General features: G+C 46.1%; 23 protein-coding genes. 12 read left to right on the top strand and 11 right to left on the bottom strand.

Translation table 11 applies throughout. The features are described from left to right. Nucleotides 1-56: 56 nt before the first annotated feature. The 3 genes from ACFQ1X_RS13080 to ACFQ1X_RS13090 all read right to left on the bottom strand — a co-directional run bounded on the left by ACFQ1X_RS13080 (nt 57) and on the right by ACFQ1X_RS13090 (nt 1,169). Nucleotides 57-572 carry a hypothetical protein gene (locus tag ACFQ1X_RS13080; protein WP_144840756.1) on the bottom strand — a complete coding sequence of 172 codons (516 nt, stop codon included), beginning with the start codon at nt 570-572 and terminating at the stop codon, nt 57-59. A 28-nt stretch (nt 573-600) separates the two neighbouring features. Then, nucleotides 601-798, bottom strand: coding sequence for a hypothetical protein (locus ACFQ1X_RS13085; RefSeq protein ID WP_144840757.1), 198 nt, complete (start codon nt 796-798; stop codon nt 601-603). A gap of 212 nt (nt 799-1,010) precedes the next feature. Further along, complete coding sequence (locus ACFQ1X_RS13090; RefSeq protein WP_379082884.1) at nt 1,011-1,169, bottom strand: hypothetical protein; 159 nt, start codon at nt 1,167-1,169, stop codon at nt 1,011-1,013. A 247-nt stretch (nt 1,170-1,416) separates the two neighbouring features. On the opposite strand from ACFQ1X_RS13090, the gene ACFQ1X_RS13095 reads away from it, so the two are divergent. The 4 genes from ACFQ1X_RS13095 (at nt 1,417) to ACFQ1X_RS13110 (ending at nt 4,080) form a co-directional block, all read left to right on the top strand. Further along, entirely contained in the window at nt 1,417-1,806 is a 390-nt protein-coding gene (locus ACFQ1X_RS13095; protein ID WP_144840758.1) for a hypothetical protein, read from the top strand. 160 nt (nt 1,807-1,966) lie between these two features. Then, nucleotides 1,967-2,290, top strand: coding sequence for a PadR family transcriptional regulator (locus ACFQ1X_RS13100; RefSeq protein ID WP_144840759.1), 324 nt, complete (start codon nt 1,967-1,969; stop codon nt 2,288-2,290). After that, on the top strand, nt 2,283-3,311 hold the full coding sequence (locus ACFQ1X_RS13105; protein WP_144840760.1) for a DUF4097 family beta strand repeat-containing protein: 1,029 nt from the start codon (nt 2,283-2,285) through the stop codon (nt 3,309-3,311). The genes ACFQ1X_RS13100 and ACFQ1X_RS13105 overlap by 8 nt, the downstream gene beginning before the upstream one ends. A gap of 553 nt (nt 3,312-3,864) precedes the next feature. Next, nucleotides 3,865-4,080, top strand: a complete 216-nt coding sequence (locus ACFQ1X_RS13110) for a hypothetical protein (protein WP_144840761.1) — start codon at nt 3,865-3,867, stop codon at nt 4,078-4,080. Nucleotides 4,081-4,238: 158 nt separating this feature from the next. Here ACFQ1X_RS13110 and ACFQ1X_RS13115 read toward each other — a convergent pair whose 3' ends face one another. The 4 genes from ACFQ1X_RS13115 to ACFQ1X_RS13130 form a co-directional block, all read right to left on the bottom strand. Next, on the bottom strand, nt 4,239-4,799 hold the full coding sequence (locus ACFQ1X_RS13115; RefSeq protein WP_144840762.1) for a hypothetical protein: 561 nt from the start codon (nt 4,797-4,799) through the stop codon (nt 4,239-4,241). A gap of 357 nt (nt 4,800-5,156) precedes the next feature. Beyond that, nucleotides 5,157-5,843: a FusB/FusC family EF-G-binding protein gene (locus ACFQ1X_RS13120; RefSeq protein ID WP_144840763.1), complete on the bottom strand. Its 687-nt coding sequence runs from the start codon at nt 5,841-5,843 to the stop codon at nt 5,157-5,159. Nucleotides 5,844-6,190: 347 nt separating this feature from the next. Further along, nucleotides 6,191-7,210, bottom strand: coding sequence for an SDR family oxidoreductase (locus ACFQ1X_RS13125; protein ID WP_144840764.1), 1,020 nt, complete (start codon nt 7,208-7,210; stop codon nt 6,191-6,193). A gap of 146 nt (nt 7,211-7,356) precedes the next feature. Further along, nucleotides 7,357-8,052, bottom strand: a complete 696-nt coding sequence (locus ACFQ1X_RS13130; protein WP_379082889.1) for an MgtC/SapB family protein — start codon at nt 8,050-8,052, stop codon at nt 7,357-7,359. 147 nt (nt 8,053-8,199) lie between these two features. Here ACFQ1X_RS13130 and ACFQ1X_RS13135 point away from each other — a divergent pair, with 147 nt between their 5' ends. Together ACFQ1X_RS13135 and ACFQ1X_RS13140 are read left to right on the top strand one after the other, a co-directional pair. Continuing rightward, complete coding sequence (locus tag ACFQ1X_RS13135; RefSeq protein WP_144840766.1) at nt 8,200-9,141, top strand: ABC transporter permease subunit; 942 nt, start codon at nt 8,200-8,202, stop codon at nt 9,139-9,141. Beyond that, nucleotides 9,138-10,034: an ABC transporter permease subunit gene (locus ACFQ1X_RS13140; protein WP_144840767.1), complete on the top strand. Its 897-nt coding sequence runs from the start codon at nt 9,138-9,140 to the stop codon at nt 10,032-10,034. The genes ACFQ1X_RS13135 and ACFQ1X_RS13140 overlap by 4 nt, the downstream gene beginning before the upstream one ends. A 56-nt stretch (nt 10,035-10,090) precedes the next feature. On the opposite strand, the gene ACFQ1X_RS13145 is transcribed toward ACFQ1X_RS13140, so the two are convergent. Continuing rightward, nucleotides 10,091-12,847: a YfhO family protein gene (locus tag ACFQ1X_RS13145; protein WP_144840768.1), complete on the bottom strand. Its 2,757-nt coding sequence runs from the start codon at nt 12,845-12,847 to the stop codon at nt 10,091-10,093. Between the two features lie 290 nt (nt 12,848-13,137). Between ACFQ1X_RS13145 and ACFQ1X_RS13150 the strand changes: the two genes are divergently transcribed. Continuing rightward, nucleotides 13,138-13,647 (top strand): glycine/sarcosine/betaine reductase selenoprotein B family protein, encoded by a 510-nt coding sequence (locus ACFQ1X_RS13150; RefSeq protein WP_379082893.1) that lies wholly within the window; start codon nt 13,138-13,140, stop codon nt 13,645-13,647. A gap of 342 nt (nt 13,648-13,989) precedes the next feature. On the opposite strand, the gene ACFQ1X_RS13155 is transcribed toward ACFQ1X_RS13150, so the two are convergent. Beyond that, the gene (locus tag ACFQ1X_RS13155) at nt 13,990-14,685 is read right to left on the bottom strand and encodes a class I SAM-dependent methyltransferase (RefSeq protein WP_144840770.1); all 696 of its coding nucleotides are present in this window, start codon (nt 14,683-14,685) and stop codon (nt 13,990-13,992) included. A gap of 186 nt (nt 14,686-14,871) precedes the next feature. On the opposite strand from ACFQ1X_RS13155, the gene ACFQ1X_RS13160 reads away from it, so the two are divergent. Both ACFQ1X_RS13160 and ACFQ1X_RS13165 read left to right on the top strand, forming a co-directional pair. Beyond that, on the top strand, nt 14,872-15,312 hold the full coding sequence (locus ACFQ1X_RS13160) for an OsmC family protein (RefSeq protein WP_144840771.1): 441 nt from the start codon (nt 14,872-14,874) through the stop codon (nt 15,310-15,312). Between the two features lie 28 nt (nt 15,313-15,340). After that, the gene (locus tag ACFQ1X_RS13165) at nt 15,341-15,892 is read left to right on the top strand and encodes an alpha/beta fold hydrolase (protein ID WP_379082898.1); all 552 of its coding nucleotides are present in this window, start codon (nt 15,341-15,343) and stop codon (nt 15,890-15,892) included. A 110-nt stretch (nt 15,893-16,002) separates the two neighbouring features. Here ACFQ1X_RS13165 and ACFQ1X_RS13170 read toward each other — a convergent pair whose 3' ends face one another. Beyond that, nucleotides 16,003-17,382 (bottom strand): MFS transporter, encoded by a 1,380-nt coding sequence (locus ACFQ1X_RS13170; protein ID WP_379082901.1) that lies wholly within the window; start codon nt 17,380-17,382, stop codon nt 16,003-16,005. 213 nt (nt 17,383-17,595) lie between these two features. Between ACFQ1X_RS13170 and ACFQ1X_RS13175 the strand changes: the two genes are divergently transcribed. From ACFQ1X_RS13175 to aldA, 3 genes are all read left to right on the top strand, one after another. Next, nucleotides 17,596-18,594 (top strand): TRM11 family SAM-dependent methyltransferase, encoded by a 999-nt coding sequence (locus tag ACFQ1X_RS13175; RefSeq protein ID WP_144840773.1) that lies wholly within the window; start codon nt 17,596-17,598, stop codon nt 18,592-18,594. 107 nt (nt 18,595-18,701) lie between these two features. Beyond that, nucleotides 18,702-19,574: a sulfurtransferase gene (locus ACFQ1X_RS13180; protein ID WP_144840774.1), complete on the top strand. Its 873-nt coding sequence runs from the start codon at nt 18,702-18,704 to the stop codon at nt 19,572-19,574. 161 nt (nt 19,575-19,735) lie between these two features. Then, complete coding sequence (gene aldA / locus ACFQ1X_RS13185) at nt 19,736-21,187, top strand: aldehyde dehydrogenase (RefSeq protein WP_144840775.1); 1,452 nt, start codon at nt 19,736-19,738, stop codon at nt 21,185-21,187. A gap of 95 nt (nt 21,188-21,282) precedes the next feature. Here the strand turns inward: aldA and ACFQ1X_RS13190 are convergent, their stop codons facing one another. Next, nucleotides 21,283-22,044: a hypothetical protein gene (locus ACFQ1X_RS13190; protein WP_144840776.1), complete on the bottom strand. Its 762-nt coding sequence runs from the start codon at nt 22,042-22,044 to the stop codon at nt 21,283-21,285.

Genomic DNA, 22,044 nt, shown 5'->3' on the forward strand with positions numbered 1-22,044 from the left:
TGAAATACGCAGAGTGCGCACTGAGCTTTTCAGCAGTTTAACGAGACTAAAATCATCTACCTGTTTCTTCCCTGTTTAATGGCCTTGAATAATACAGCTGCTCCTGCAAGAAACGCCAGCACTGTAAACAGCACAACCATACCTACCGTGTTATCCGATTCGCTATCAACAGACTCAACTTCCTGTAAAGTGAGTTCTTCTTTGTCAGCAAAATATTCGTCTGCCAAATACGTGTTGTGGATGGTTGGTGAACACAGAGGATGAATCCATTTCTCGCCTTCTTTGTCCAGGAAGAACAGATACGTCGCGTTTTCCCGGCTTTCTCCCCATGTAACATCTTCGGCAACGGCAATCTTTGTTTCGTTTACACCTTTAAAACTTTTTTCGACGTCGATGGTCAGTTTTCTATTCGTATCATTGCTTTCAACTTTTTCCACTGAACCGATCAGGACTGCATCATATTCTTCAAAGGCCGCATCCATCGTGGGAGGTTCAGCGCAGGATAAGGCAAAACTTCGGCTGGGAATCAGGAGGTTAGAACAAATGAATACCAGAACCAGTATTTTTTTCATGAAATGACTCCCCTTTATTCATTGGACGTTACGGCTTTTCCAAAGTTACATCCGCTTGCTCAAGCGGCAGGCTTTCCACGCAAACGGAACATGCTGAAAACAAAAATGCGATAGTCACACTTGCCAGGATAATAATCAAACCGGTGCCGTTGCTTTCCGAGTGTTTCCATCTCTTTAAAAATAACTCAAACAAACCTAGCGTCAGCAAACTAAATAGCCACTCCAAACCAGCGTTCTCCCATATTAATCAGCAAGCCGCAGCAAAACAAAGTAGCAGCGTAAAGCAAGATCCGGTTCATCCCAATTTCCTCTTTTCCAGCAAATTATGTATATATTCGATTCTACTTTTTTTCTGACGTTCTGTATTAAAAGGTAAATAAATATTAATAACCCGCACCCCGGATGTCCGGGATACGGGTGAACTTCGAAACTATTTTATTATTCTTCTTTTTCCTTATTTTCTTTAGCATCTTCATCCATGCCATGGAGTCGCTGTTCGGGAAGATTAATTTCTTCTTTATAGTCCTGCGCTTGCTCTCTCAATTCCATATCGCGCTGATGTGTCTGCAGTTCTTCTTTGTTCTTGTCTCGTGCCAATTCAATCCCTCCTCTTTCATGTTAGTCCTCCTATTCCCGATAAGTTCCGGTTGAAACAGGAGGAAGGTGTTTTCTTTTTTTAAATTTTACAGCCGGCATAAGTTTCGAAATCACAAACCCGTCACTGAATTCATTGCTGAGCCGTGATAAAATTGAAGGCAAAAGCGCAACCGGCATCGGGAGTGAGTTCATCCTTACTTTGCCGCATCCCGATGTGAAATAAACACAATTTTGGAGGGTTTTATTCATGGAAAAAATTTGGAGTCTGCGGTTAATCCGCTTCTCAGCAATCTTCGGTTTTATCGGTACATACATGGGTTCCCAGATGGCGGGTGTCATGGATTATTCCTTGCGGCCGGTCCACGCACATATCTTGCTGGTCGGGTGGCTGTCCGTGTTTGCCTGGGGCATTTTCTATCATGCCTACACCATCAAATACAAGAAACTGGTCACTGCCCATGGCATACTCGCAATGGTCGGCGCTGTCGGCCTGACCAGCGGCATGTGGCTGTATAACCTGAACCCGTTCAATTGGAACGAAACGCTCGTCATGGTATTGTTCATTGTCGGTGGCTCGCTGTTGTTATTGGCGTTCCTGCTGTTTGCGGTGATTACATTCCTGACTGAAAAAGAATAACACAAGAAAATCCTTCCTTTTTAAGGGAGGCTTTTTTGTGTTCTTAAGTTTACATTTAAATAAATCCCTACAATACCTTGCAATGATCAGTACTGAATGATATATTGTTCATTAACTACTACTGTTTATAAAACACTAGTTGGCAAAGGAGGCTTTTCTGGTGAATATTCAATTTAAAAAAGGTGCCCTGAATTTATGTGTCCTCGTTCTTTTGGATAAGCAGGATCGTTATGGTTACGAATTGGTACAGAAAATCTCTGACCGTATCGCCATTTCGGAAGGCGCAGTTTATCCGCTGCTCCGCCGTTTAACCAAAGAAGGCTATTTCTCCACCTATTTGCAGGAGTCGACCGAAGGCCCGCCGCGCAAATACTATTCTCTTACCGATGCCGGCAGAACATATCTTCATGAACAACTGGAGGAATGGAAAAGCTTCACGGACGGGGTCAATAAATTAATCGAAGAGGGTGTGCAAAATGACTGAGAAACAATTTCTGAATGAACTTGAATATGCACTGAATCGGCTGCCTGCTGAAGAACAAAACGACATTCTGCAGGATATCCGTGAATATTTTTCGAATGGCCGCGCTGATGGCAAATCGGACAGCGATATTGCAGCGGAGCTTGGGGAACCGGGTGCCATCGCCAAAGAACTGGTCGATAGCTTTGATTTTAATAAGACAGAAGTTCCAGCTCTAAAGATTGACATGGCTAAAGATAAATTCGATAAAGTGGATATCGCAATTGAAAATGGCATATTGCGCATCCATCCATCAAAGGATGGCCAAATGCATGCTGATATCGTGGACAAAAATTACCGCCAGCATTTTTCGGTTGATATCCTGGACCGCACACTCGTGATCACATTAAAAGAAGAAACCAAAAAATGGGGGATTTTCAGCATTAGAGGCGGTTTTAAATCACCAATAATCACTGTTCAGCTGCCGGACAAGTTATACGAAAAAATCCAGATCCTCTCCGACCATGGAAGTATTACCGGAGAAAATTTGGCCGGTTCCGAATTTCTTGTCGAGACGGATAATGGCAGCATCGAACTGGCGCGTATAAGCGCGGGTGATTTAACCGCAACATCTGATAACGGTGCTATCAAACTGACTTCCATCCAGGCTAAAAAACTGGAAATCGAAACAGATAATGGTCAATTGAACCTGAAAGACATTCACGCCGGCAAAGTGGAAGCCACTTCAGATAATGGCGGCATTACACTGAAAGATGTCGAAGGCAGTGTCTATGCCCAGACCGACAATGGGCGCATCCATCTTTTGGCCGCCCATCTTGAGCAGTCAATAAACCTGGAAACAGACAACGGCTCCATCTTGCTCGAAACAAAGATGCAGCCGGAAAATGCCACCATCGAGGCTGACGTGGATTGGGGCACAGTCTCTATCTTCGGTTCGAAAAAAAGAAGAACTGTTTTCGGAAACGGGCAACATCCAATCGATCTCCAATCGGATAATGGCAGCATCACAGTAAAAATGGTTTGATTGAAGAAGGCTGTCGAGAAACCGACAACTTCTCCAATCATTGCGCTCTAGGCAGAACGGAAATATCCATTTCCCCATATAAAATAGACATAAACTTGTATTCCTTGGTAGAAAGTGATCTGAGATATGAAGCAAAACAGCGAAGACGCCCAGGGGAGCAGGCGAATGCCGACGAAGTGCAAGATCCACTCGGGCGAAGTGGAACGAGACCGAGTTAGCTCAGCGCGAGCCAAGAGTTGGCCGAAGGTGGTTCGGCCGAGTCTTTGCGACGAAGCTAGCGCAGCGATGCAGGAGCACGGGTTTTGGCAAGCAAGCTGTTTTGCGTAATATCGGTTTATATTTTCTCTTTCTCAACAAGCTAAAGAAGGCTTCGCGTCCGCGAAGCCTTCTTTTAATGGATTGGAGTTTTTCGCTCGATGAAAAACATCAAATGTAGATTTGGTTTTTTTACCTGCAAAACACTATAGTGAAATCCAGCATTTCGTGCTATCTTAGAATGAAAGAGTTAGAAAACTCCACCAATAAAAAATCATAACCGAAGAGAGGCAACCTAATGGATAGAAGCCAAATCGTTTTTGGAGTTTCATTCGCCGTTTTATTTTTCTTTTTGTATATTTTCTTTAACATTGTGTGGAATATTCTACATGCGCTCACAGCTCCTATACCGGCTTTCATGTTTTTCCTGCTGGTCTTCTTCATTCTGTTGCCAGTGTCGCTCGTCATTGCCCAAAAATTCACCAGGCATTTCTTTCCGGACACCAGCGTTTAATCACAATCACAAAACCCCTTGGAGCGGATTCGCTACAAGGGGTTTTCAAGTGGTTTTATTTACATGGACATTGACGCGCATATAAGAAGGAAGTTGACGATTATGCCGCTGTCCGATTAGTCTCGTTCTGCAGCTTTGAACTTAGAGGCGTTCGCGGCTCATTCCTCTCCAGTCAAATCCGAATATTTTATTTCCACCAATTCATCAGACGCAATATTTTTAAAGGTTTCTTTGCCGCTCAATTTATAGAGGTGGCGTTTCGAATTCGATACATAATAGACTTTACCGTCTGCAGGGTGGGTCACTTTTTTCAAAAACAATAAATAGTCCCCCGTTTTCATCGGCTTCATCCCTTTTTCGGATGAATACCCATCATCCACCGATTCCTTTAGACCGATAACCTGATTGACTACAATTTCGGAATCTTCATCAAAATCGTTGCCTGTACGATCAATGAAAACTTCATCGATTGCCACTTCATAAAATGCCTGCTTGGTGGTAAGTTCCTCTTTGTTAATTTCCCGGATATCATAATACAGAGGAACATGGGCCCGTACCACCAGATCGGACTCGTCTGTGATCTCTTCAAGGCTTTCGTAGGACTTACTCAAGCCCCATACCCCGCCTTTTGTTTCCGCTTCCCCCAAATATTCATATCCCAGCACGCCAAGCACGATCAGTACAATGATGATAAACGCCGATATTAATTTCCTCTTCATAGCTTCCATCTCCAATAAAAAGCATCCCATTTTTCCATTTGCTTCCGCTATAACTGGTTTTGGCTTCTGTTCAACACTTTCCTTATCTTTGATGGTAAACTGCCAAAATTTTCAAATCAATACCCACACCTATTTCCCAACCTGTTTTTTAAAAAACAAGTTATATAGACCCGTTAAAAATCCCCAAACACCTCTTATTTATCATTAAAATGATATAAAAAAAATAAAAGGAGTCAATTTCCATTTTTACTCCAAGAATTATTCTCACAAAACCCCCAAAATTTTCCCAACCTCTTTTGTTCACGTATTACTGGACAAAAAAGACTTTCCAGATTCCCGGAAAGTCCCTCTCTCACTTCACTTTTGCAGCAGTTCGACAAATCTGTGCAGCCGCTCCAATGTCTCAATATTGTTGTTGCAGACTTCATTGTCCTGACAGATATAATTGCCGCGTTTAACGAAATTGTCCTGTCCTGAACCCTTTGTCTTAGCGGTGAACAGGCCTACCTGGCTGTGACGATTACAGATGGAACAGATTCCATTTTTCGCACTGCGGTTGAAACTGCCATGGATACCTTCGAGCCGGCCATCCCTTTCGACCACCAGATACATGAGCGTCGAACTCTCAATCCAGCCGAGATAGGACAGCTTTTTAAAATCAAGCGAATCGAGCTTCGGCCCTTTCAGCTTTTTAGCTTTCGGAAACAGTTTCTTCAATCCCTGGTCCGTCGTATTCTTAAACGGTACTACATATGCAAAAAGCTGCTCCAGAAAAGCTTCAGCGTCCGCCGTTTCTTTTACAGCCGTCAACGGTGCAAGCACGGATTTCTGTTCTTCATTCAATGAAGGAAACAGTTCGAACACTTTTTCCTGCGAGAGATGCCGCAGCACGCTCAACACTTCCCCGTCGCTGCTTGTCGCCTTGCCATTGACCAGGATTTTGGCCTGGCTTTTGATAAAGTTAAACTGGTCATTTCGGATAAACGCGTCCGGCCGGTCTCCCGTATTCCTCTGTTTATTACTTGTCTCTTTTACATGTATCATTTTGAAACACTCCTTATTGTTTGATTGGATAATTATAAGGACGCCATGTTCGAATGACACATTTACGGGCGATCTCAAGGAGTTGATCTAATAGTTTTTATTCAGTGCAATCGCATCAATTTTTCTGTATGAAGCGACCGGCAAAAAGAATTTATCATCTCAACTTTAAGAGAGAATAATAGCCCCACACAAAGTGTCGCCATTCTGTATCACATGCTTTGCAAGAGGGTTTCGTAACGCTGACAACCGGGTTCTGCTTGTCACCTGATATCACCCCTTTCAAAGGTGCCGTTGACTCTTATATTATACCAATCCACAAGAATTTTGGAGTGTATTGTCTTCCATCTTTATAAACCCTTTTGGGTCCAATCAATGAGCACCGCTTTTTCCTTCTCAGGATCCAGCCCTGCTTTTTGCTCCGTTACATTGCGAGTGGATTCCCAGGCAAATGTATCGCTGATTGTCTCTTCGAGCGGGCGAAATTTTAAGCCGGCGTCCAACGCTTTCCGGATATCCACCGTCAAAAAACCCTTCATATTGAAACTGTCCGGAATCCACAGGGGCATGTCGGTCCAGCCGTTCACTTCGTGGCCGACCAGGAATTTCTCATCAACCCAGATGAGATCAGCTTCATGTCCAACCGTTTCTTTGCATCGATTCAAAAATTCCTGCATTGTCAATTCAGTTTCCGGTCCGGTGGCGTTGTATGTTCCGATTGTTTTCGACTCGACCATCCGAAGAACCCATTCGGCGAGATCGCGTACATCGATAAACTGAACGGACTTGTCCCTGCGTCCGGGCGCCAACACGTCGCCGCCTTTTGCGATGCGGTTTACCCAATAGCTGAAGCGGTCCGTAAAATCGTATGGACCAACAATCAGCCCAGGTCGGACGATTAAACTGCGGTCGGGAAACGCGCGCTCCACTTCCTTTTCACACAAAAATTTCAGTTCCCCGTACTGTGCCTTGATCGCCTCTGCCGTTTCCATGCCCTTCAGTTCGTCCAATCGCTCCGGTGACAATTGTCCGACTGAATGATCCTCATCAATTCCCAGCTCTTCCAGCTCATCGTATACGGATACACTCGAAATGAACGTATAATGCCCAGCCGCATCCATCAGTATTTCAGCTGACTCACGGACTGTCCACGGCAAATAACCGCTCGTGTCAATTACAGCGTCCCAGTTCCGCCCTTTCAGCGAATCTAAATCCCCACCTCTGTCGCCGACCAGTTTTTCCACTTCCGGAAACAACTCTGTATCTGTTTTGCCTCTATTGAATAATGTTACTTCATGGCCGCTCTGGAGTGCCGCTTCGGTTAGAGCACGCCCTAAAAACCGCGTACCTCCAAGGATTAATAGTTTCAAGTTCATTCCCCTTTCTGTGTGCTTAACTTTAATAAATCACTGCATTACAAAATGTTGTTAAATATTTTATTCTGCAAAATGGATGGACAATCCTTGTTCGTCCGATGAAAACCGGCAGATTGATATGTTTCAGTATCAACTTGCAGTTACACGATCACTTTTGCGATTCCCTGCAATTTCTGAAGTTGCTTGACCAAAGCCATCTCACCTGAGACTTCTCCTTCTTCTATTGAAAAAATGTATTTTGATACTCGTTTGTCGCTGTATGTGTCCACGTCTTCAATTTGAAAATCAGTGACCGCCAGATTGTTTTCCTCAAAATAGCCACTGATTTTTGAAAACATGTCCTCACGGTCTTCCGCGATGATGATAATCTTTTTTTGTTTGTGTGTGGAGATGTATTTCTTCTCCACTTTCCCCAGCACATAAAGGGTACCCAATACAATCAGTGTCGCCAGAATGGCTACATAATACATACCGATCCCTAACACCAATCCCAGACCGGCAGCCACCCAAATCGATGCAGCAGTCGCCAGTCCTTTTACTGATCCCCTGTTGACGATGATGGTTCCGGCTCCCAGGAAACCGATGCCACTTATCACATAGGAAGGAATACGGCCAGGATCAAACTGGAGCGGCCCGCTCGTGCTGTTGATGTAGTTATCAAAACCTGTGACTGAGAGAATCATCATCATACACGCTCCTGTGCCTACCAGTAAATGCGTGCGCAGTCCCGCTGGCTGCTTTTTGGTTTCTCTTTCAATGCCGATGATTCCACTTAAAATGGCTGCCATCAGAAGACGCAGCGTGATGACCATATAATCCTCAGGTATAAAGTCCACCTTCATCCCCCCAATTCCATAACATCCTTAGTGTCCATTACCCTAATTCTTTCTACTTCATTCAATTTTACCAATTTCCTAAATCTTCCGAATATGGTATCATTACTATCTGGATATAGAAAAAGGATGTGAATTGGTATTACTCTTTTGAAGCAGTCCCTTCATTACTTATTTATTTGGCTGGTCGCTTTCCTCCTGCTGCTGACCATTGTGCTGCTGCCGATGGATACGATTTTTGAAACGGGACGCGGGGGTTCGTTTGAGGGCGCGCAGTATGATTACCAGTTTGCCAACCATATCGACAATTTCAAGATGTTGGGAACCCATATCATGGAATTCCAGGGGCTTGGCCCCGACCAATACGGCCGGGATTTACTGGGCCACATCATTGAAATGTTCGGCCGTAGCCTGAAAATCATTATTCCCGCATTGATTTTGAGTTTCGTAATCGGTATCGCAAAAGGGGTTATTGACTATCGGGTGCGGCGCAACAAAGGAAAAGTCTTTGGGCAGTTCACTACCTGGGGCATTCTTTCCGTACCGGATCTCGCGCTCATCATCGGCATCCAGCTGGCCATTTTGATAATGATTTCAAATGGCTGGCTGTTCCGAATCGACTTGTTCGGCCATGATACGATCGACAACGTTCTGATGAACATCCTGTTCCTGTCGATTTACCCGACCGCTTATATTGCAAACACGACATTTCAGGCGCTTCAGTCGGAACAGGGCATGGATTATATCCGCACCGCGAAGTCGAAAGGGACTCCGCAATTCATTATTTTATATAAGCATATGCTTAAAAACGGCATGGCCCGCATTTTTTCACATACGAATACGATGATTTTATACATATTGTCCAATTTGTTCATCATTGAAATTTTTACCGAATACCGGGGAGCTGCCTTCTATTTTTACAATTCCCTCGGCAATCCGAGCCAATTTTATGTGGACGGCCTTTTTTCTGCCCGCACTATTGAAGTGATCGGCTATATTTTCTTTTTCACCGTGCTCATCCTTGCCGCAAATCTGGTTACGGCGGCAGCCCGGTCCGTTATGGTTCCTGCCAAAGGCGGTGATTCATCGTGAATAAAACCTTGATTGCCGGCCTGATCATAACGGGCATTACATTGTTTATTATCGCCTTCGGTCCCCATTTGCCGTTGGTCCATGAGTCGTCGGAACCCGTGCTGCCATATCGTGACAGTGACGGAAAATTGATGCCTCCGCCTTATCCGCCATCGGAAGATTTCCTGATTGGCTCCAACCGGAAAGGCCAGGATTTATTCACCATCCTGATGATCGGTGCACGCGAAACTTTTCTGATCATCGCAACGATCGTCTTTCTCCGGATTGCGCTCGCGTTGATGCTCGGTGTGTCGGCTTTTTACAGCCGATCTGCCGATTATGCGATGCGGACCTGGAATGCCTTGTTTTCATTTCTTCCGACCATTTTCATCGTCCTGATCATTTTGGCCATTCCGTTCATCATGTTTGCGGAGCACCGGTCGTTCTGGGTGGTGATCGTGCTTGCTGTCATTGAATCGGGGCGTGTTGCCGCAGTGTTCAATACGTCGATGCACGATTTGAAAAAAAGGACCTTTATGGAAGCGGCCATCGTCAACGGTGGAACACCTTGGAGTATGTTCCGCCGCTATTACTGGCCGGCACTTCGCGGAGATGTGCTGACTGCCACTTCGGCTGAAATAAGCCGCACCATGTTCCTGATTGCCCAGCTTGGTGTCATCGGCGTTTTTATCACGCAGGAATTCATGTCGCAGCTCGACCGCAGCTATCTGGCGATCGACCGCTCCAACTCCTGGCCGACGCTTTTTGAAACATTGCGTCATGATGTCTATTCTGCCCAGTGGATTCCGCTTGCCGCCCTTGGAGCCATCAGTTTCACGATGATCGGTTTCTACTTGCTGGCAGAAGGCTTGCGTGAACGAAAGAATATTCAGATGCGAAAACTGCAGGAATAAAAACAGGAATTGATTGAAAAAAGATGGCCGATTTTTTCTTCGGCCATCTTTTTTATTCACTCCGCTAACTTTCTTCGTTTCCAGAGATACGCCACTCCCCCGACCAGCGATATCACACTGATCAGCAACGATTTCCTGAAATGCGGCGGACGATAAGTCAAGGTGATGTCATTTCTTCCCGGCACTGCCGGCACCGCCATAAAAGCGTAATTCGCTTCCAGCACTTCCACTTGTGTCCCGTTGATTTCCGCTGACCATCCGATTTCATAAGGCACCGGCAGCACGATAAATTCATCATTCGCTTCATTATTGAATTCAGCATCGATGCGGCTGCCGTTCCATTCGAAATGATTGTCGTCAGCAGCTTCTGCTGATGCCTCGCGAAGCACATCATAAGATTCTTCGTAAACCGTTACTCCCTTCAACACGTAAGTTCCCTGCCGTAGACGGATCCGGACAGTGTCTGCTGCCGGAAGTCGCAGCGTTAAATCATCGACGAATGTTTTATAGATGGAAACATTCGATTTTCTCGATGTTTTATAGTCATTGATATGAATCGTAAACCTCTGGTCCTCGGATAAATTGAACAAATGCATCGCTACGTACAAATCGCTTTCCGGTGGAACCGGATTTTCAAATACCAGATCAATGCCACCCGATTCGCCGGTAATGTCCAGCACTTCATCTTCGTATGTCGCATCCACTCCGATAACGTCAAAATCCAATTGTTCAGGGGAAGGCGGCAATTGTGCCTGATTTTCGGGATCCTTCAGGATGACTCCCGTCAACATCGCATGTTCACGGCGAATCATCGGTTCAGCAGCAAGGCTTTCTTCGCTGTAGGCATTTGAAGTCGACCGGAGGAATGGCAGCGGCAGCTGGTTTTCGTAAACGATGAAGTTTTCCGATTCCAGAACCGCTTTAACATTGGCGGGCACATTTTCATCGTCGCGGGCAAGGATAGTGTAATTTGCCACCAGCAGGCTGTGCAAATTGGCGCGTTTGCCGAGCGTAGCGTAGCGGCTGACGCTTTCACGGCCCATATCGACTTCTAAATCAGTCAGATAAAACTGCAGCACCTGGTCATTCAAAATACTGGAATAGGCACTTACTCCGTGAAAATCCTGAACAAGAGCTGTATTGTTCCGGATCCCTTCCATCCAATCGATGCGGTAAAAAGGAAACGCGTCCCTCTCCTTAATTTCCGCCAGGAGCCTGTTGATCTCCGGATCGTCATATTCTTCCCCCGTCATGAACTCTTCTGTAACAAGCTCGGTGTCACCGCCTTTGACAAGAATGACATACTGAAAGCCATTTGCCAGAAACAGCAAGGTGATAACAATAAATGCCGCTGCCTCGCCCTTTTTTGAAGGGTCGGAAACGCCACGGACCAGCAGCATGAAAGTGAACAGCGATGAACCAAGAACACCGAGTAAGAGAGGAAACTGGATAGTAACACCGTCGTTGGCAAGTGCAACGAGAAACTGATAACCTGCTGCCAGAGAGGCCAGCACCATCAATGCGACAACGGCCGCCTGCCCTCTTTTTGAATGTCTTCTGACAGCTAATGCAAACAGCAGAAAAATGAGCAGACATGTGGCCGTGGTTGTGATAATGATGGCCGGCTGCAACTCAAGCCGGGTGTCAGTCAAAGCGAACAGTCCATAAACTGTGAGCGCCAATGCTCCGGCAATTGCAAAGTGTTTTACTTTCAGCATTGTGAGTTTGCTGTACCCTGCTGCTACCGCGCCACCGGCAGTAAAGGACATAAAATATTCCCATCGGTATTGCGGCGCCGAAAAACCGTTAAAAACACTGGCAATCTGAGGACTGTAATGGAGCACGATGCCAAACAGCACAATCGAAGCGAAAAAGCAGAATTGTGGATCCCGGAACAGCGGGACGGCAAAGGCCATTCCGACAAATGCGGCAGGCAGAATGACGTAGCTGCTCGTGAATAAGATATTATCATGAAGTGCCAGCCAGTCGACTTCAAGGACATAGCCGGGTCGATGATTGTTCAAAAATGCATGTACCGCAGGAATAAAAGACACCGCACTGATGCCGGCACCGATCAGTCCGCTCACAACAAAGAGAATGAGCGCCTTGCCCCTTCTGATTTCATTTTCGATAAGCGGCATGAAGAGCCGGAACAGAATGTAGATGCCGGAGACCAGAAAATTGACATAGGCTAAATAGAAATTATCGATCATGGAGATTGCGGCAGCAGCCATGAACCAGCCGGGCCGTCCCTCACGGAAGATCTTTTCGATCCCTAAAATCAGCAGCGGCAGCCATAAATAAGCATCTGCGTAAAATTCCCAGTAAACAGCGTGGCGAAAATACATGCTCGACAATCCATAGACAGCGGCACCGAGAAATGCGGGAAGCCGGTCGAACTTCATGTAGCGGAAAACGAGGTAAGCGATGAAAAGTACTGCCGCAAGCCTTGCGATATTGATGAACACCGCGGCATGCGCCCAGAATAGCGGGTCAGCTTCCGCGATAATGCCGGAGAGTTCGAATATGTAAAAGAATCCGACTGTCAGCACAAAGATGATGGAAGTTGAAAAATAATAGGACAGCCAGCTGTATGTGCCGCTCCCCAAGCCGAAAAGAGGCGAATAGAAAAATTCACCGGATGTATATTGCTCATATAACATGGATTTGAACGGCATCATCTGTGATAACCCATCGTTCGGTCCGAGCATAAAGCGGTCGCTGAACCATTCCACCAGATAGACGCTATGCGCGGCCATGCTGAAAAAAAGGCAAAGAGCAGCAAGTTGAAAGAAAGGAAGAAACTTTTTCATAAGTCACCTTCTTTATTCTTTAGCGGATTCACCGGCAGAAAGAAACGGTTGGCAGAAAGGTGAATTAAATATTGCTACTAATCTATAGTCATCATTTTTATAACCTTTTTAATGAAAATTAACAACTCAGCTTCCGATTGTAGAATGCAATATTCCTCGGACTCCGGTTTGATCAGCATCGATAAATTAAAGCTGTGTGAATGGATTTAGTTTCTCCCTGGATACAGGAACTTTAAAAAGAACAGCGAATTGTATTTATAAGCATAAACGAAATGGAGGATTGCCGATTCATGAAGATGAAGACGAAAATCAAATCGAAACTGTCGCGGGCGTTCTCTGCTAATTTCACTGAAGCATATAAAAAATTCACGATGAATCATATGAAAGAAAACAAAAGCTTTCCTGAAGCTTTCCTGCAAAAACCTTTGCATGAGTGCAAAGTAGCTTTGATCTCGACAGCCGGTGTCCACCTGAAATCAGACCAGCCATTTGATGTCGATAACCCTGCGGGAGACCATACCATACGGATCATCCCATCGGATGTCTCGGAGCAGGAACTGACTGTGACCCATATTTACTTTGACACGAAGTTTGCCAAAACAGACCCGACCATCGTGTTCCCACTGCAACAATTGAAAGATTCAGCGGCTGACGGAAAAATCGGTGTTGTTTCCGACGTGAATATTGGATTGAACGGCGGCATTTTGGACACTGCCCTGGTCGAAAAAGAATCGATCCCGCGAGTTGAAGAACTGTTCCACAACGACGGAATTGATGCGGCTTTACTCGTGCCTGGCTGAGGATCCTGCCACAACGTTCTCGGGCTGTATGCCCGGGCTTTAGAAGCATCCAATATTCAGACAGCTATGATTACTGTGTACCCGGAAATCACTGATAAAGTCGGAGCACCCCGGACGTTGCAGACACCTTTTAAAATGGGACGGCCGTGTGGCGAACCATTCGACTTAGAAACACGAACACGCGTCATCGAACAGTTGGTGCAGCTTTTGGCACTGCCTTCCGGATCAAGGAATACCTATCAGGCCAAGCCATGATAATAACTGCGCCTGAACTGTTGCCAGATGCCAACAGATCAGGTGCTGTTTGTTCGTTAAATAGAAAGAGATGCGCTTGTTTCAGTTTCAAATCTGAGTTGCCACAATCGCAAAATAGTTCCCTTCTATCCCCGTATATTCAACCCGTTCAAAATGCGCCTGAAAACCTGCTTTTGCCAGCATTTCCTCCCATTCGGGCATTGAAAACAAGCCCGATTCCGCCCGGTCATATTCTCTATAGATCCTGCCATTTTCATCGCGCATGATGTAGGCATATTCGGTCTCCGTCACATTGTCATCCGGGTCGCTGTCGTAGGTCCATTCCAAATAACGCATCCCTCGTTTGCCCTGGTCAATGCCGCCGTGGTCCGTTTCGGGCCTGAATGTTTCCTTGAAATGATCTGTCATGATCATTAAAACCCCTTCTTCATTCAAGTGATTTTTCGCATTGCGCATCACTTCAAGCAAATCTGCCTTATCGGTAAAATACATGATTGCATCGTGAATAAACACGAGGTCAAACTGCGCTTCGAGATTCAGATTCTTCATGTCCCCTTGAATATGTTCACAATCAGGATTCAGTGCCCGGCTGACTGCCAGCATATCCGTTGACAGGTCTGTCAAAGTCATTGAAAAATGCTGCTTCAGGTAATAGGCATTGCTGCCGCCTCCGGAACCGAACTCCACGGCCCGTTTGACTTCAGAATGATAGCGTCGGATTATTTCCAGGTAAAGCTTGGCTTCTTCTTCATATTCGGTATGGGAGACATCAATGGCCACCATTCCGCTAATTCCTTATATAATTTCATCGGTTGCTCTCCGCCTTTCAAAGTTAAATGAATGAAATCCCAAAACGTTCAATGTCACTTTTCACCATTGTATAGTAAATTTATCAGAATTTTTAGTTATTTTTAAAACTATTTGCAACACAAGTGTTAAAATGAATAAAAGTCAGGAGGAGAGTAAGCGATGGAAACGGATCAGTTGCTTCTAAGTACAAAATGGCAAGGCGATTTTGTTTTTTCCGCAGTTGGACAAGGAGGACATACGCTTACGATGGATGCCCATCAGGGCGTGGGGAATAATCAGGGGTTGCTGCCGATGCAGGTGCTGCTCGGTTCACTTGCAGGCTGCGTCGGGATGGACGTTGTTATGATCCTGCGTTCGAAAATGAATGAAATTCGATCTCTCGAGATCGTTACTGAAGGCGACAAGCGGCAGCTTCCGCCGAAAGAATTCCTGTCGATTGTGGTTACGTTCTTTGTTGAAGGCGACATCGAAGCGGCAAAAGTGCTGCACGCGATTGAGGTCAGCGGCGAGAAATATTGTCCGGTCGCCCATTCACTAAAAGCGGATGTCCATTACCGGCTGATGCTGAACGGTGAGGAAGTTGGCCTGAACGAACAATAGATAGATGACATTAAAGGAGGCGAATCCAGTGGTAAAGCAAGTTTTATTCATCCATAGCGCAGGCCCTCAAGGGGAACAGCAAGGAAGTTCCAGATTGCTGAAGTATTTGAATGACGAGTTGGGATCGGATTTCCGACTTCTTGCCCCCAAAATGCCGACGCCCGAAGACCCGAAATACCCGGAATGGAAGCAAGTTTTGAAAGAAGAAATCGCTTCCCTGGAAGATGGAGCCATTTTATTGGGCCACTCAATTGGCGGATCAGCTTTACTGAAGTTTCTGTCGGAAGAAGAGCTGGGAAAATCGTTTGCCAAAGTCATTACGATCGCCGCACCGTATTGGGGCATCGATGAAAATTGGCAGTTGAAGGATTTTGAGCTTGCAGAAGATTTTTCCGCCAGAAGTTCACTTCTGCCCGACGCGGTTCTTTTTCATAGCATCGATGATGAAATTGTGCCATTCGAACACCTGGAGAAATATATGGAAAGTCTGCCCGGCGCGACTGTCAGGCAGCTTTCGGGAAAAGACCACATTTTTCAGGATGGGCTCCCGGAAGCGATAGAAGAAATTCGACTAGGTTAATCAAAAACGCCAGCCATCACACATATGATGGCTGGCGTTTTATTTTTTAGAACGGCTTTTTTTCTTATTGGTCACAGAGCTAAATCAAGTCCATTTTCAACTTTCATCGCCTATTGGTTTCGCTCCTGCAGGTCTGCAAGAATTTGCGGATATTTTTCATCGAGCTTATACATCCACATTAAAATGGTCTGCACGATTGCCAGGAACAGCGGAATATGAATATTAAGAGCGAGGATAACAGTCATCGCTGAATCGGCTTGGGTTTCGAGACCACCTGCGTAGCCGCCGAATGCCAGCGACCAGCCAATCAAAGCTCCACCGAGCCCCGCCCCCATTTTCATGCCGAAACTCGCTGCACTGTTAACGAGGCCAGCAGTTCGAATCCCGTGTTTCCACTCTCCGTATTCAACTGTATCGTTGATCATCGCATAAAGGAACATTATGATCGGCAGTAATCCGAATCCTTGAATCACCGTTCCGGCAGAAAATACAACAAGGCTGTAAGGGTCGATCATTTTGACAAGCGGCCCGAAAATCCCAAGGATCGATACGAATAAAGCGATATTGCGCTTGCCAAATCTTTTCACCAGTTTTGCCATGAAAAAGAACCCGATGATGGTCGGCAGAAATAACAGGAATCCGATCAGCGAGAAGATTGTCGCGTTGCCGAAGACATACGTTGTATAGTACAAACCTGCTCCAGCCAGAAGTGCGTTAAGTGTATAAGCGGTTACACAATAGCCCGTGATGATCAGCCAATATTTATTCGTGAATAATGCTTTCAACGTTATTTTCAAAGGGATATCTGTTTTGGGATTATCCAAAGACACAACTTCAGCGCGCTCTGTCGTTGCACGAAAAGCAAAAAAGCTTGTCAGGATGATGACCAGGCCACAGAAACCGGCCACCATCGTCCACCCTTGCGTTCCGCCAATGGCACTGGCCACGGGTTCTGCTAAAATGGTAATCAGCAATGTGCTGAGCATCGTGAAAATTCCTGTGTAAATATTCAGCATAGAGCGCTTATTCGGTTCCTGGGACATCAAGCCCAGCAGTGTCTTATAAGGAATGGATACAGAGGTATAAAGCAAAATGAGCAATATGTAAGTGATGGATGCGTAAATGATTTTCCCGGTGGATCCGATATCCGGCACGGCAAACAAAAATACCACCGATATTCCGAACGGTATGCCCATCCAAAGAATCCATGGCCGGGCTTTGCCATGCTTCGACTTCGTGCGATCCACCAAAGTTCCCATTCCCAAATCCGTTACTCCGTCAAGAAGACGCGCAACCAGCATCAATGTCCCGACGACACCTGCTGAAATGCCGGCAACGTCCGTGTAATAGAATGTGAGAAAGGTCCCCACCAATGTCCAGACCAGAATGACTCCGAAAAATCCCATGCCGTAACTCAGCATTTCCTTGTGGCCAGGCACTTCGCCCTCCACACTTTCAGCGATAATTTTCTGCCTCTCTTCTACTATCAAGTAGTTTCCCCCTCAAAGAAAATCTAGTGGCTATACAACATACCAACCAGTTGGTATCAGGAATATTGTACCCATTAATTTCAGACAATTCAATCTATTTTTAATTGCACACTTCCTCTTATTGCAAATTTTCTTGGCACCTGATTTACTGTTGCTTTTGGTATACTACCTATATGCAACTTGGACAACACAAGAACTAAAGGACGGGATGAATTGAAACGATTAAAGCCGACAGGTGAATATATATATACATTCGCATATACAGAAGATGAAAAAGAATTATGCCAAATGGAAATGCGTGCTTTCTTCAGTAAAGATACGAACGACAAAATCATCAGGAGCGATGTCGGCTTTGAGCCGAGCAGAAGCCCTTTCGTCAAGGAACGGATTGAAGTGTTATTTGAAGCCGCGGAACTTGCCGGTATTTTGGAACAGTCGGCTGATGTGAACATGGAAACGGACACATTCAAAGTGATTTTCCTGAAAATCAACGGATTGGCTTTGGCCGATAAAGTGGATTTTGATGAGAAGCGCGAAATTGAACGGCAAATCGGCGCGGCCATCACAGGAGAAGCCGATGTCCATAATCCGGATGTCACTTTCGGGTTGATCCCATTCGGCGACCGCTGGTATTTCGGCAAATACCGGCAAAGTGAATCTGTCTGGTTCCGGCATCAGCAAAAACCCCGGGAGTATTCCACAGCACTCAGTACGAAAGTCGCCCGCGCCATCGCCAATATCGCAGTTCCGGATCCTGTCGGTATAAAGGCAATTGATCCATGTTGTGGCATTGGAACGGTTCTGGTCGAGGCCTTATCGATGGGAATCGACATTGTCGGGCGTGACATCAACCCCTTGGTCGTTGACGGTTCGCGGGAAAACATCGCCCATTTCGGATTGACTGGAAAGGTTGATTTGGGACCGATTGCCGATATCGAACAGCAATACGACGTCGCCATTATCGACATGCCCTATAACCTTTATACGCACGCAACGCCTGCAGAACAACTCGAAATCCTGAAACACGCACAGCCTTTCACCGAGAAGCTGCTCGTTGTAACAATCGAATCCATCGACCATATGATAGAAGAAGCCGGATTCACCATCATCGACCGCTGCATCGCGAAAAAGGCTTTATTCCTGCGGGAGATTCTGGTTTGTGAACGTACTGATAATCCGTCCAACTCTGTGAAACAATTACAACAAGCGTAAACATAACGCCTTCACACCGGGGGACGCTGCAAATTCACACATAATTTTTGACGTATTCATCCATCAAGGCGCAGAGTGGAATCAATGATGCGAAGGAGGAAATTCAAATGAATGAGATTCCATTAATCGTTACAACCGACTGGCTCGCTGAACGCCTTGACGATCCAAAACTGCGGCTTATAGATGCCACAGTATTCATGAAATTTCCGGAAGGCGGCGGACCGCCGAATGTCGAATCCGGCAGAACTTCCTATGAACAGGGGCATATCCCCGGTGCGGTCTATGCTGATCTTCTTGGCGATTTATCAGACACCGACTCCAATTTGCCATTCATGGTCCCTTCACGCGAAGCATTCGTGAAAAAAATGACCGAACTTGGAATCGGCGATGACACCTACACCGTCATTTACGATCAAAACGCATTGGTCGGCGAAACGGTCGCCGCTTCTTACTGGGCTTCCCGCCTTGCGTGGCAACTGCGCTATGAAGGATTTGATCGTGTTTCGATCCTCGAAGGCGGCTTGCAAAAATGGCAGGCGGAAGGGCGCGAATTGACAACCGGGTCAAGCTCTTATCCTACGGCAAGCTTTAGCGGTCAGCGCCGGACGGAGATGCTTGCGACAAAAGAAGATGTCAGAAAAGCGATGGATGACGAGCAGACGGTTATTATCGACAGTCTGTCACCTGAAGAATACGCTGTCGGCCATATTCCGGGCAGTACCAACGTCTTTTTCGGTGCACATGCGGATGAGAAGTCAAAAGCGCTTTTTGCTGCCGATAAATTGCGGGCTTCTTTTGAAAGCACCGGCGCACTCGATCCCGACAAAAAAGTCATCACTTATTGTGGCGGGGGAATCGCCGCAACATGGAACGCATTGCTGTTGAATACTCTCGGCCAATCCAACGTCACCGTCTATGACGGTTCAATGAATGAATGGACAAGCGATCCCAGCTGTCCCATTGTAAAAAGTGAAACTTGAAGCAGATTACAAAATCTCCCGGACAAAAGCGTCCGGGAGATTTTTTATATAAAAACCCCATGAATCCAATGCTGCAAGCGATTTTCTTATTTTGAGCTGCCCGTTTAATACTTGGGTCAAGGGGAAAAGAAACAAGAAGCCTAATATTAGGAGGAATTTTTTTGCAGAAACATCAATTGTATGTGAACGGCAATTATATAGATTCCACTGGAGATGAATGGATCGACATCATCAATCCTGCCACTGAAGAAGTTATTTCTCAAATACCAAAAGGGAATAAGGAGGACGTTGATAAAGCGGTAGAATCAGCTTTTCAGGCGCAACAGGCATGGGAGCTGACCCCCAATATCGAACGCGGAAAAATCGTTCGGAAGCTGGGCGATGAAATTTCCAAAAAACGGGACACGTTCATCGATTTATTGCAGGAAGAACAAGGGAAAGATTATGAACTTGCAAGCGGCGAAGTTGATCTTGCCATCGATTATTTCCATTATATGTCCGAATGGGCACGAAGAATCGAAGGCGAAATCCTGCCAAGCGACCGTCCAAATGAAAATATCTTCATTTATAAAAAACCGATCGGCGTTGTCGCTGGTATTATTCCATGGAATTTCCCCGTTTTCATTTTAGCCCGAAAAGTCGCTACAGCTTTAGTGACCGGCTGCACTATTGTTATTAAGCCCAGCCAGCAGACCCCGAATACAGCCATGGAATTCACGAAAATCATAGATGCCATGGACGAAATTCCTGGCGGTGTTTATAACGTCGTAACTGGAACCGGTTCTGAAATCGGCAATGCACTGGCGTCTCACAAAAAAGTCCAATTGATCACGATGACCGGGAGCGTGCCGGCTGGAACGAAAGTGATGGAAGCTGCAGCGCAAAATATCACCAAAGTCAATCTGGAGTTAGGCGGCAAAGCACCTGCAATCGTGACCCAAAATGCCGACCTTGATCTTGCAGCTGAAGCCATCACGACTTCCCGGCTCGCGAATGGCGGACAGGCATGCACAAACGCCGAGCGTCTCTATGTACATGAGAGTGTAGCGGAAGCATTGACCGAAAAGCTGATTCAGGCTTTTGAATCAAAAAAATTGGGCAATCCGCGTAAAGACAAAAACGTGGAAATGGGTCCGTTGATCAGCCAGGACCGGCTTGAAACGGTCGAGAATATGGTCAAACAAGCAGTTGAAGAAGGTGCCTCAGTCGCTACAGGCGGCGAGCGACCAGATATCGAATCCGGATTTTTCTACAAACCGACGATTCTGACCAATGTGTCACACGACTCAGAAATTATTCGCGAAGAAATTTTCGGCCCTGTCCTGCCTATCACCACATTTAAAACATTGGATGAAGCGATCGAAAAAGCAAATGATACCATATTCGGATTATCATCTTCCGTATATACCGATGACCTGAACGAAGCGATGCGGGCCGTAAACGAAATGAAATTCGGAGAAACTTACGTCAACCGTGAAAATTTCGAAGCTGTTCAAGGCTACCATGCAGGCATGCGCCAATCCGGACTCGGCGGAGCCGATGGCAAGCATGGCATGGAAGACTTCCTGGCTACACAAGTGGTTTACATGCAGTATAAAAATGATAAACAGTAATTACTATCAGAAAAAGGTGTGGAAACGGCAAACGTTTCCACACCCTTTTTCATTTAAATTCCGCTTGTCCGGAATACCGGCAGAGCATTATAAAATTAGACCTTTTCGGCAGCTTCAACTTCCGCTTCCATAGCTTCCCGCCAGTCCACAAGTTCACGCTCTTCAATTTGCTTCTCCAGCGTTTCATCCCATTCCCGTGTTCCAGTATTCCAGACGCGGGCATAGAAAATATCCTGCTTCCGGTCGAAAAGCTGGAATTCGATGCAAGCCACATAATCGGTATCCAGTTCTTCAAAGTCGGCAATGCCAGAGATAAGAATTTGGAAACCCTCTTCTGTCGAGTTCATTTCTTTAGCCAGCAGTTCAAGCATCCGCTCTCTTTCCCCGCTCTTTTCCACCGCATAGCGATAAACCGTTAGCCGTTCATCAGCAGGTGGATGTTCGTTCTCCGCCAACCGATAATCGCCATGAGCCGGGCTATAGAAAATCTGCGTCTGTCCACCGTCCAGCGCTTCTTCGAAAATGCCTTTCTCAAGGTAGTCAAAACCTTTCGGTGTCAGCACATACCCCTTCTTACCGAGCAGAGTTAAGCCCGTCCGTTGCATCTTATCGATCAAATCGCTGACAAACAGCTCTTCCACCGACAGCATATCGGCCAAGGTGGCGGCGCGGCGTATTTCCGATTGCTGAAACGCGAACAGCAGCATCTTCATCAGAATATCCATCTTCAACCGCTTGACCCGGTCATAAGTCACGTCCAGGCGAATGATCGGCAAGCGCCAAACCCGGCTCTTTCGAATCATCACATCCGGATTCTGCGCAATACTCGCTGCAAGTTCTTTTGTCAGACCTTCCAT

The organism is Metaplanococcus flavidus (assembly GCF_042675885.1).
In the GTDB taxonomy this organism is placed as follows: domain Bacteria; phylum Bacillota; class Bacilli; order Bacillales_A; family Planococcaceae; genus Planococcus; species Planococcus flavidus.

What these genes read in the sequence shown, in the direction of transcription:
- ACFQ1X_RS13080 (WP_144840756.1), bottom strand. Translation starts at nt 572, where the DNA reads ATGAAAAAAATACTGGTTCTGGTATTCATTTGTTCTAACCTCCTGATT.
- ACFQ1X_RS13095 (WP_144840758.1), top strand. Translation starts at nt 1,417, where the DNA reads ATGGAAAAAATTTGGAGTCTGCGGTTAATCCGCTTCTCAGCAATCTTC.
- ACFQ1X_RS13105 (WP_144840760.1), top strand. Translation starts at nt 2,283, where the DNA reads ATGACTGAGAAACAATTTCTGAATGAACTTGAATATGCACTGAATCGG.
- ACFQ1X_RS13110 (WP_144840761.1), top strand. Translation starts at nt 3,865, where the DNA reads ATGGATAGAAGCCAAATCGTTTTTGGAGTTTCATTCGCCGTTTTATTT.
- ACFQ1X_RS13115 (WP_144840762.1), bottom strand. Translation starts at nt 4,799, where the DNA reads ATGAAGAGGAAATTAATATCGGCGTTTATCATCATTGTACTGATCGTG.
- ACFQ1X_RS13120 (WP_144840763.1), bottom strand. Translation starts at nt 5,843, where the DNA reads ATGATACATGTAAAAGAGACAAGTAATAAACAGAGGAATACGGGAGAC.
- ACFQ1X_RS13145 (WP_144840768.1), bottom strand. Translation starts at nt 12,847, where the DNA reads ATGAAAAAGTTTCTTCCTTTCTTTCAACTTGCTGCTCTTTGCCTTTTT.
- ACFQ1X_RS13150 (WP_379082893.1), top strand. Translation starts at nt 13,138, where the DNA reads ATGAAGATGAAGACGAAAATCAAATCGAAACTGTCGCGGGCGTTCTCT.
- ACFQ1X_RS13155 (WP_144840770.1), bottom strand. Translation starts at nt 14,685, where the DNA reads ATGGTGGCCATTGATGTCTCCCATACCGAATATGAAGAAGAAGCCAAG.
- ACFQ1X_RS13160 (WP_144840771.1), top strand. Translation starts at nt 14,872, where the DNA reads ATGGAAACGGATCAGTTGCTTCTAAGTACAAAATGGCAAGGCGATTTT.
- ACFQ1X_RS13180 (WP_144840774.1), top strand. Translation starts at nt 18,702, where the DNA reads ATGAATGAGATTCCATTAATCGTTACAACCGACTGGCTCGCTGAACGC.
- ACFQ1X_RS13190 (WP_144840776.1), bottom strand. Translation starts at nt 22,044, where the DNA reads ATGGAAGGTCTGACAAAAGAACTTGCAGCGAGTATTGCGCAGAATCCG.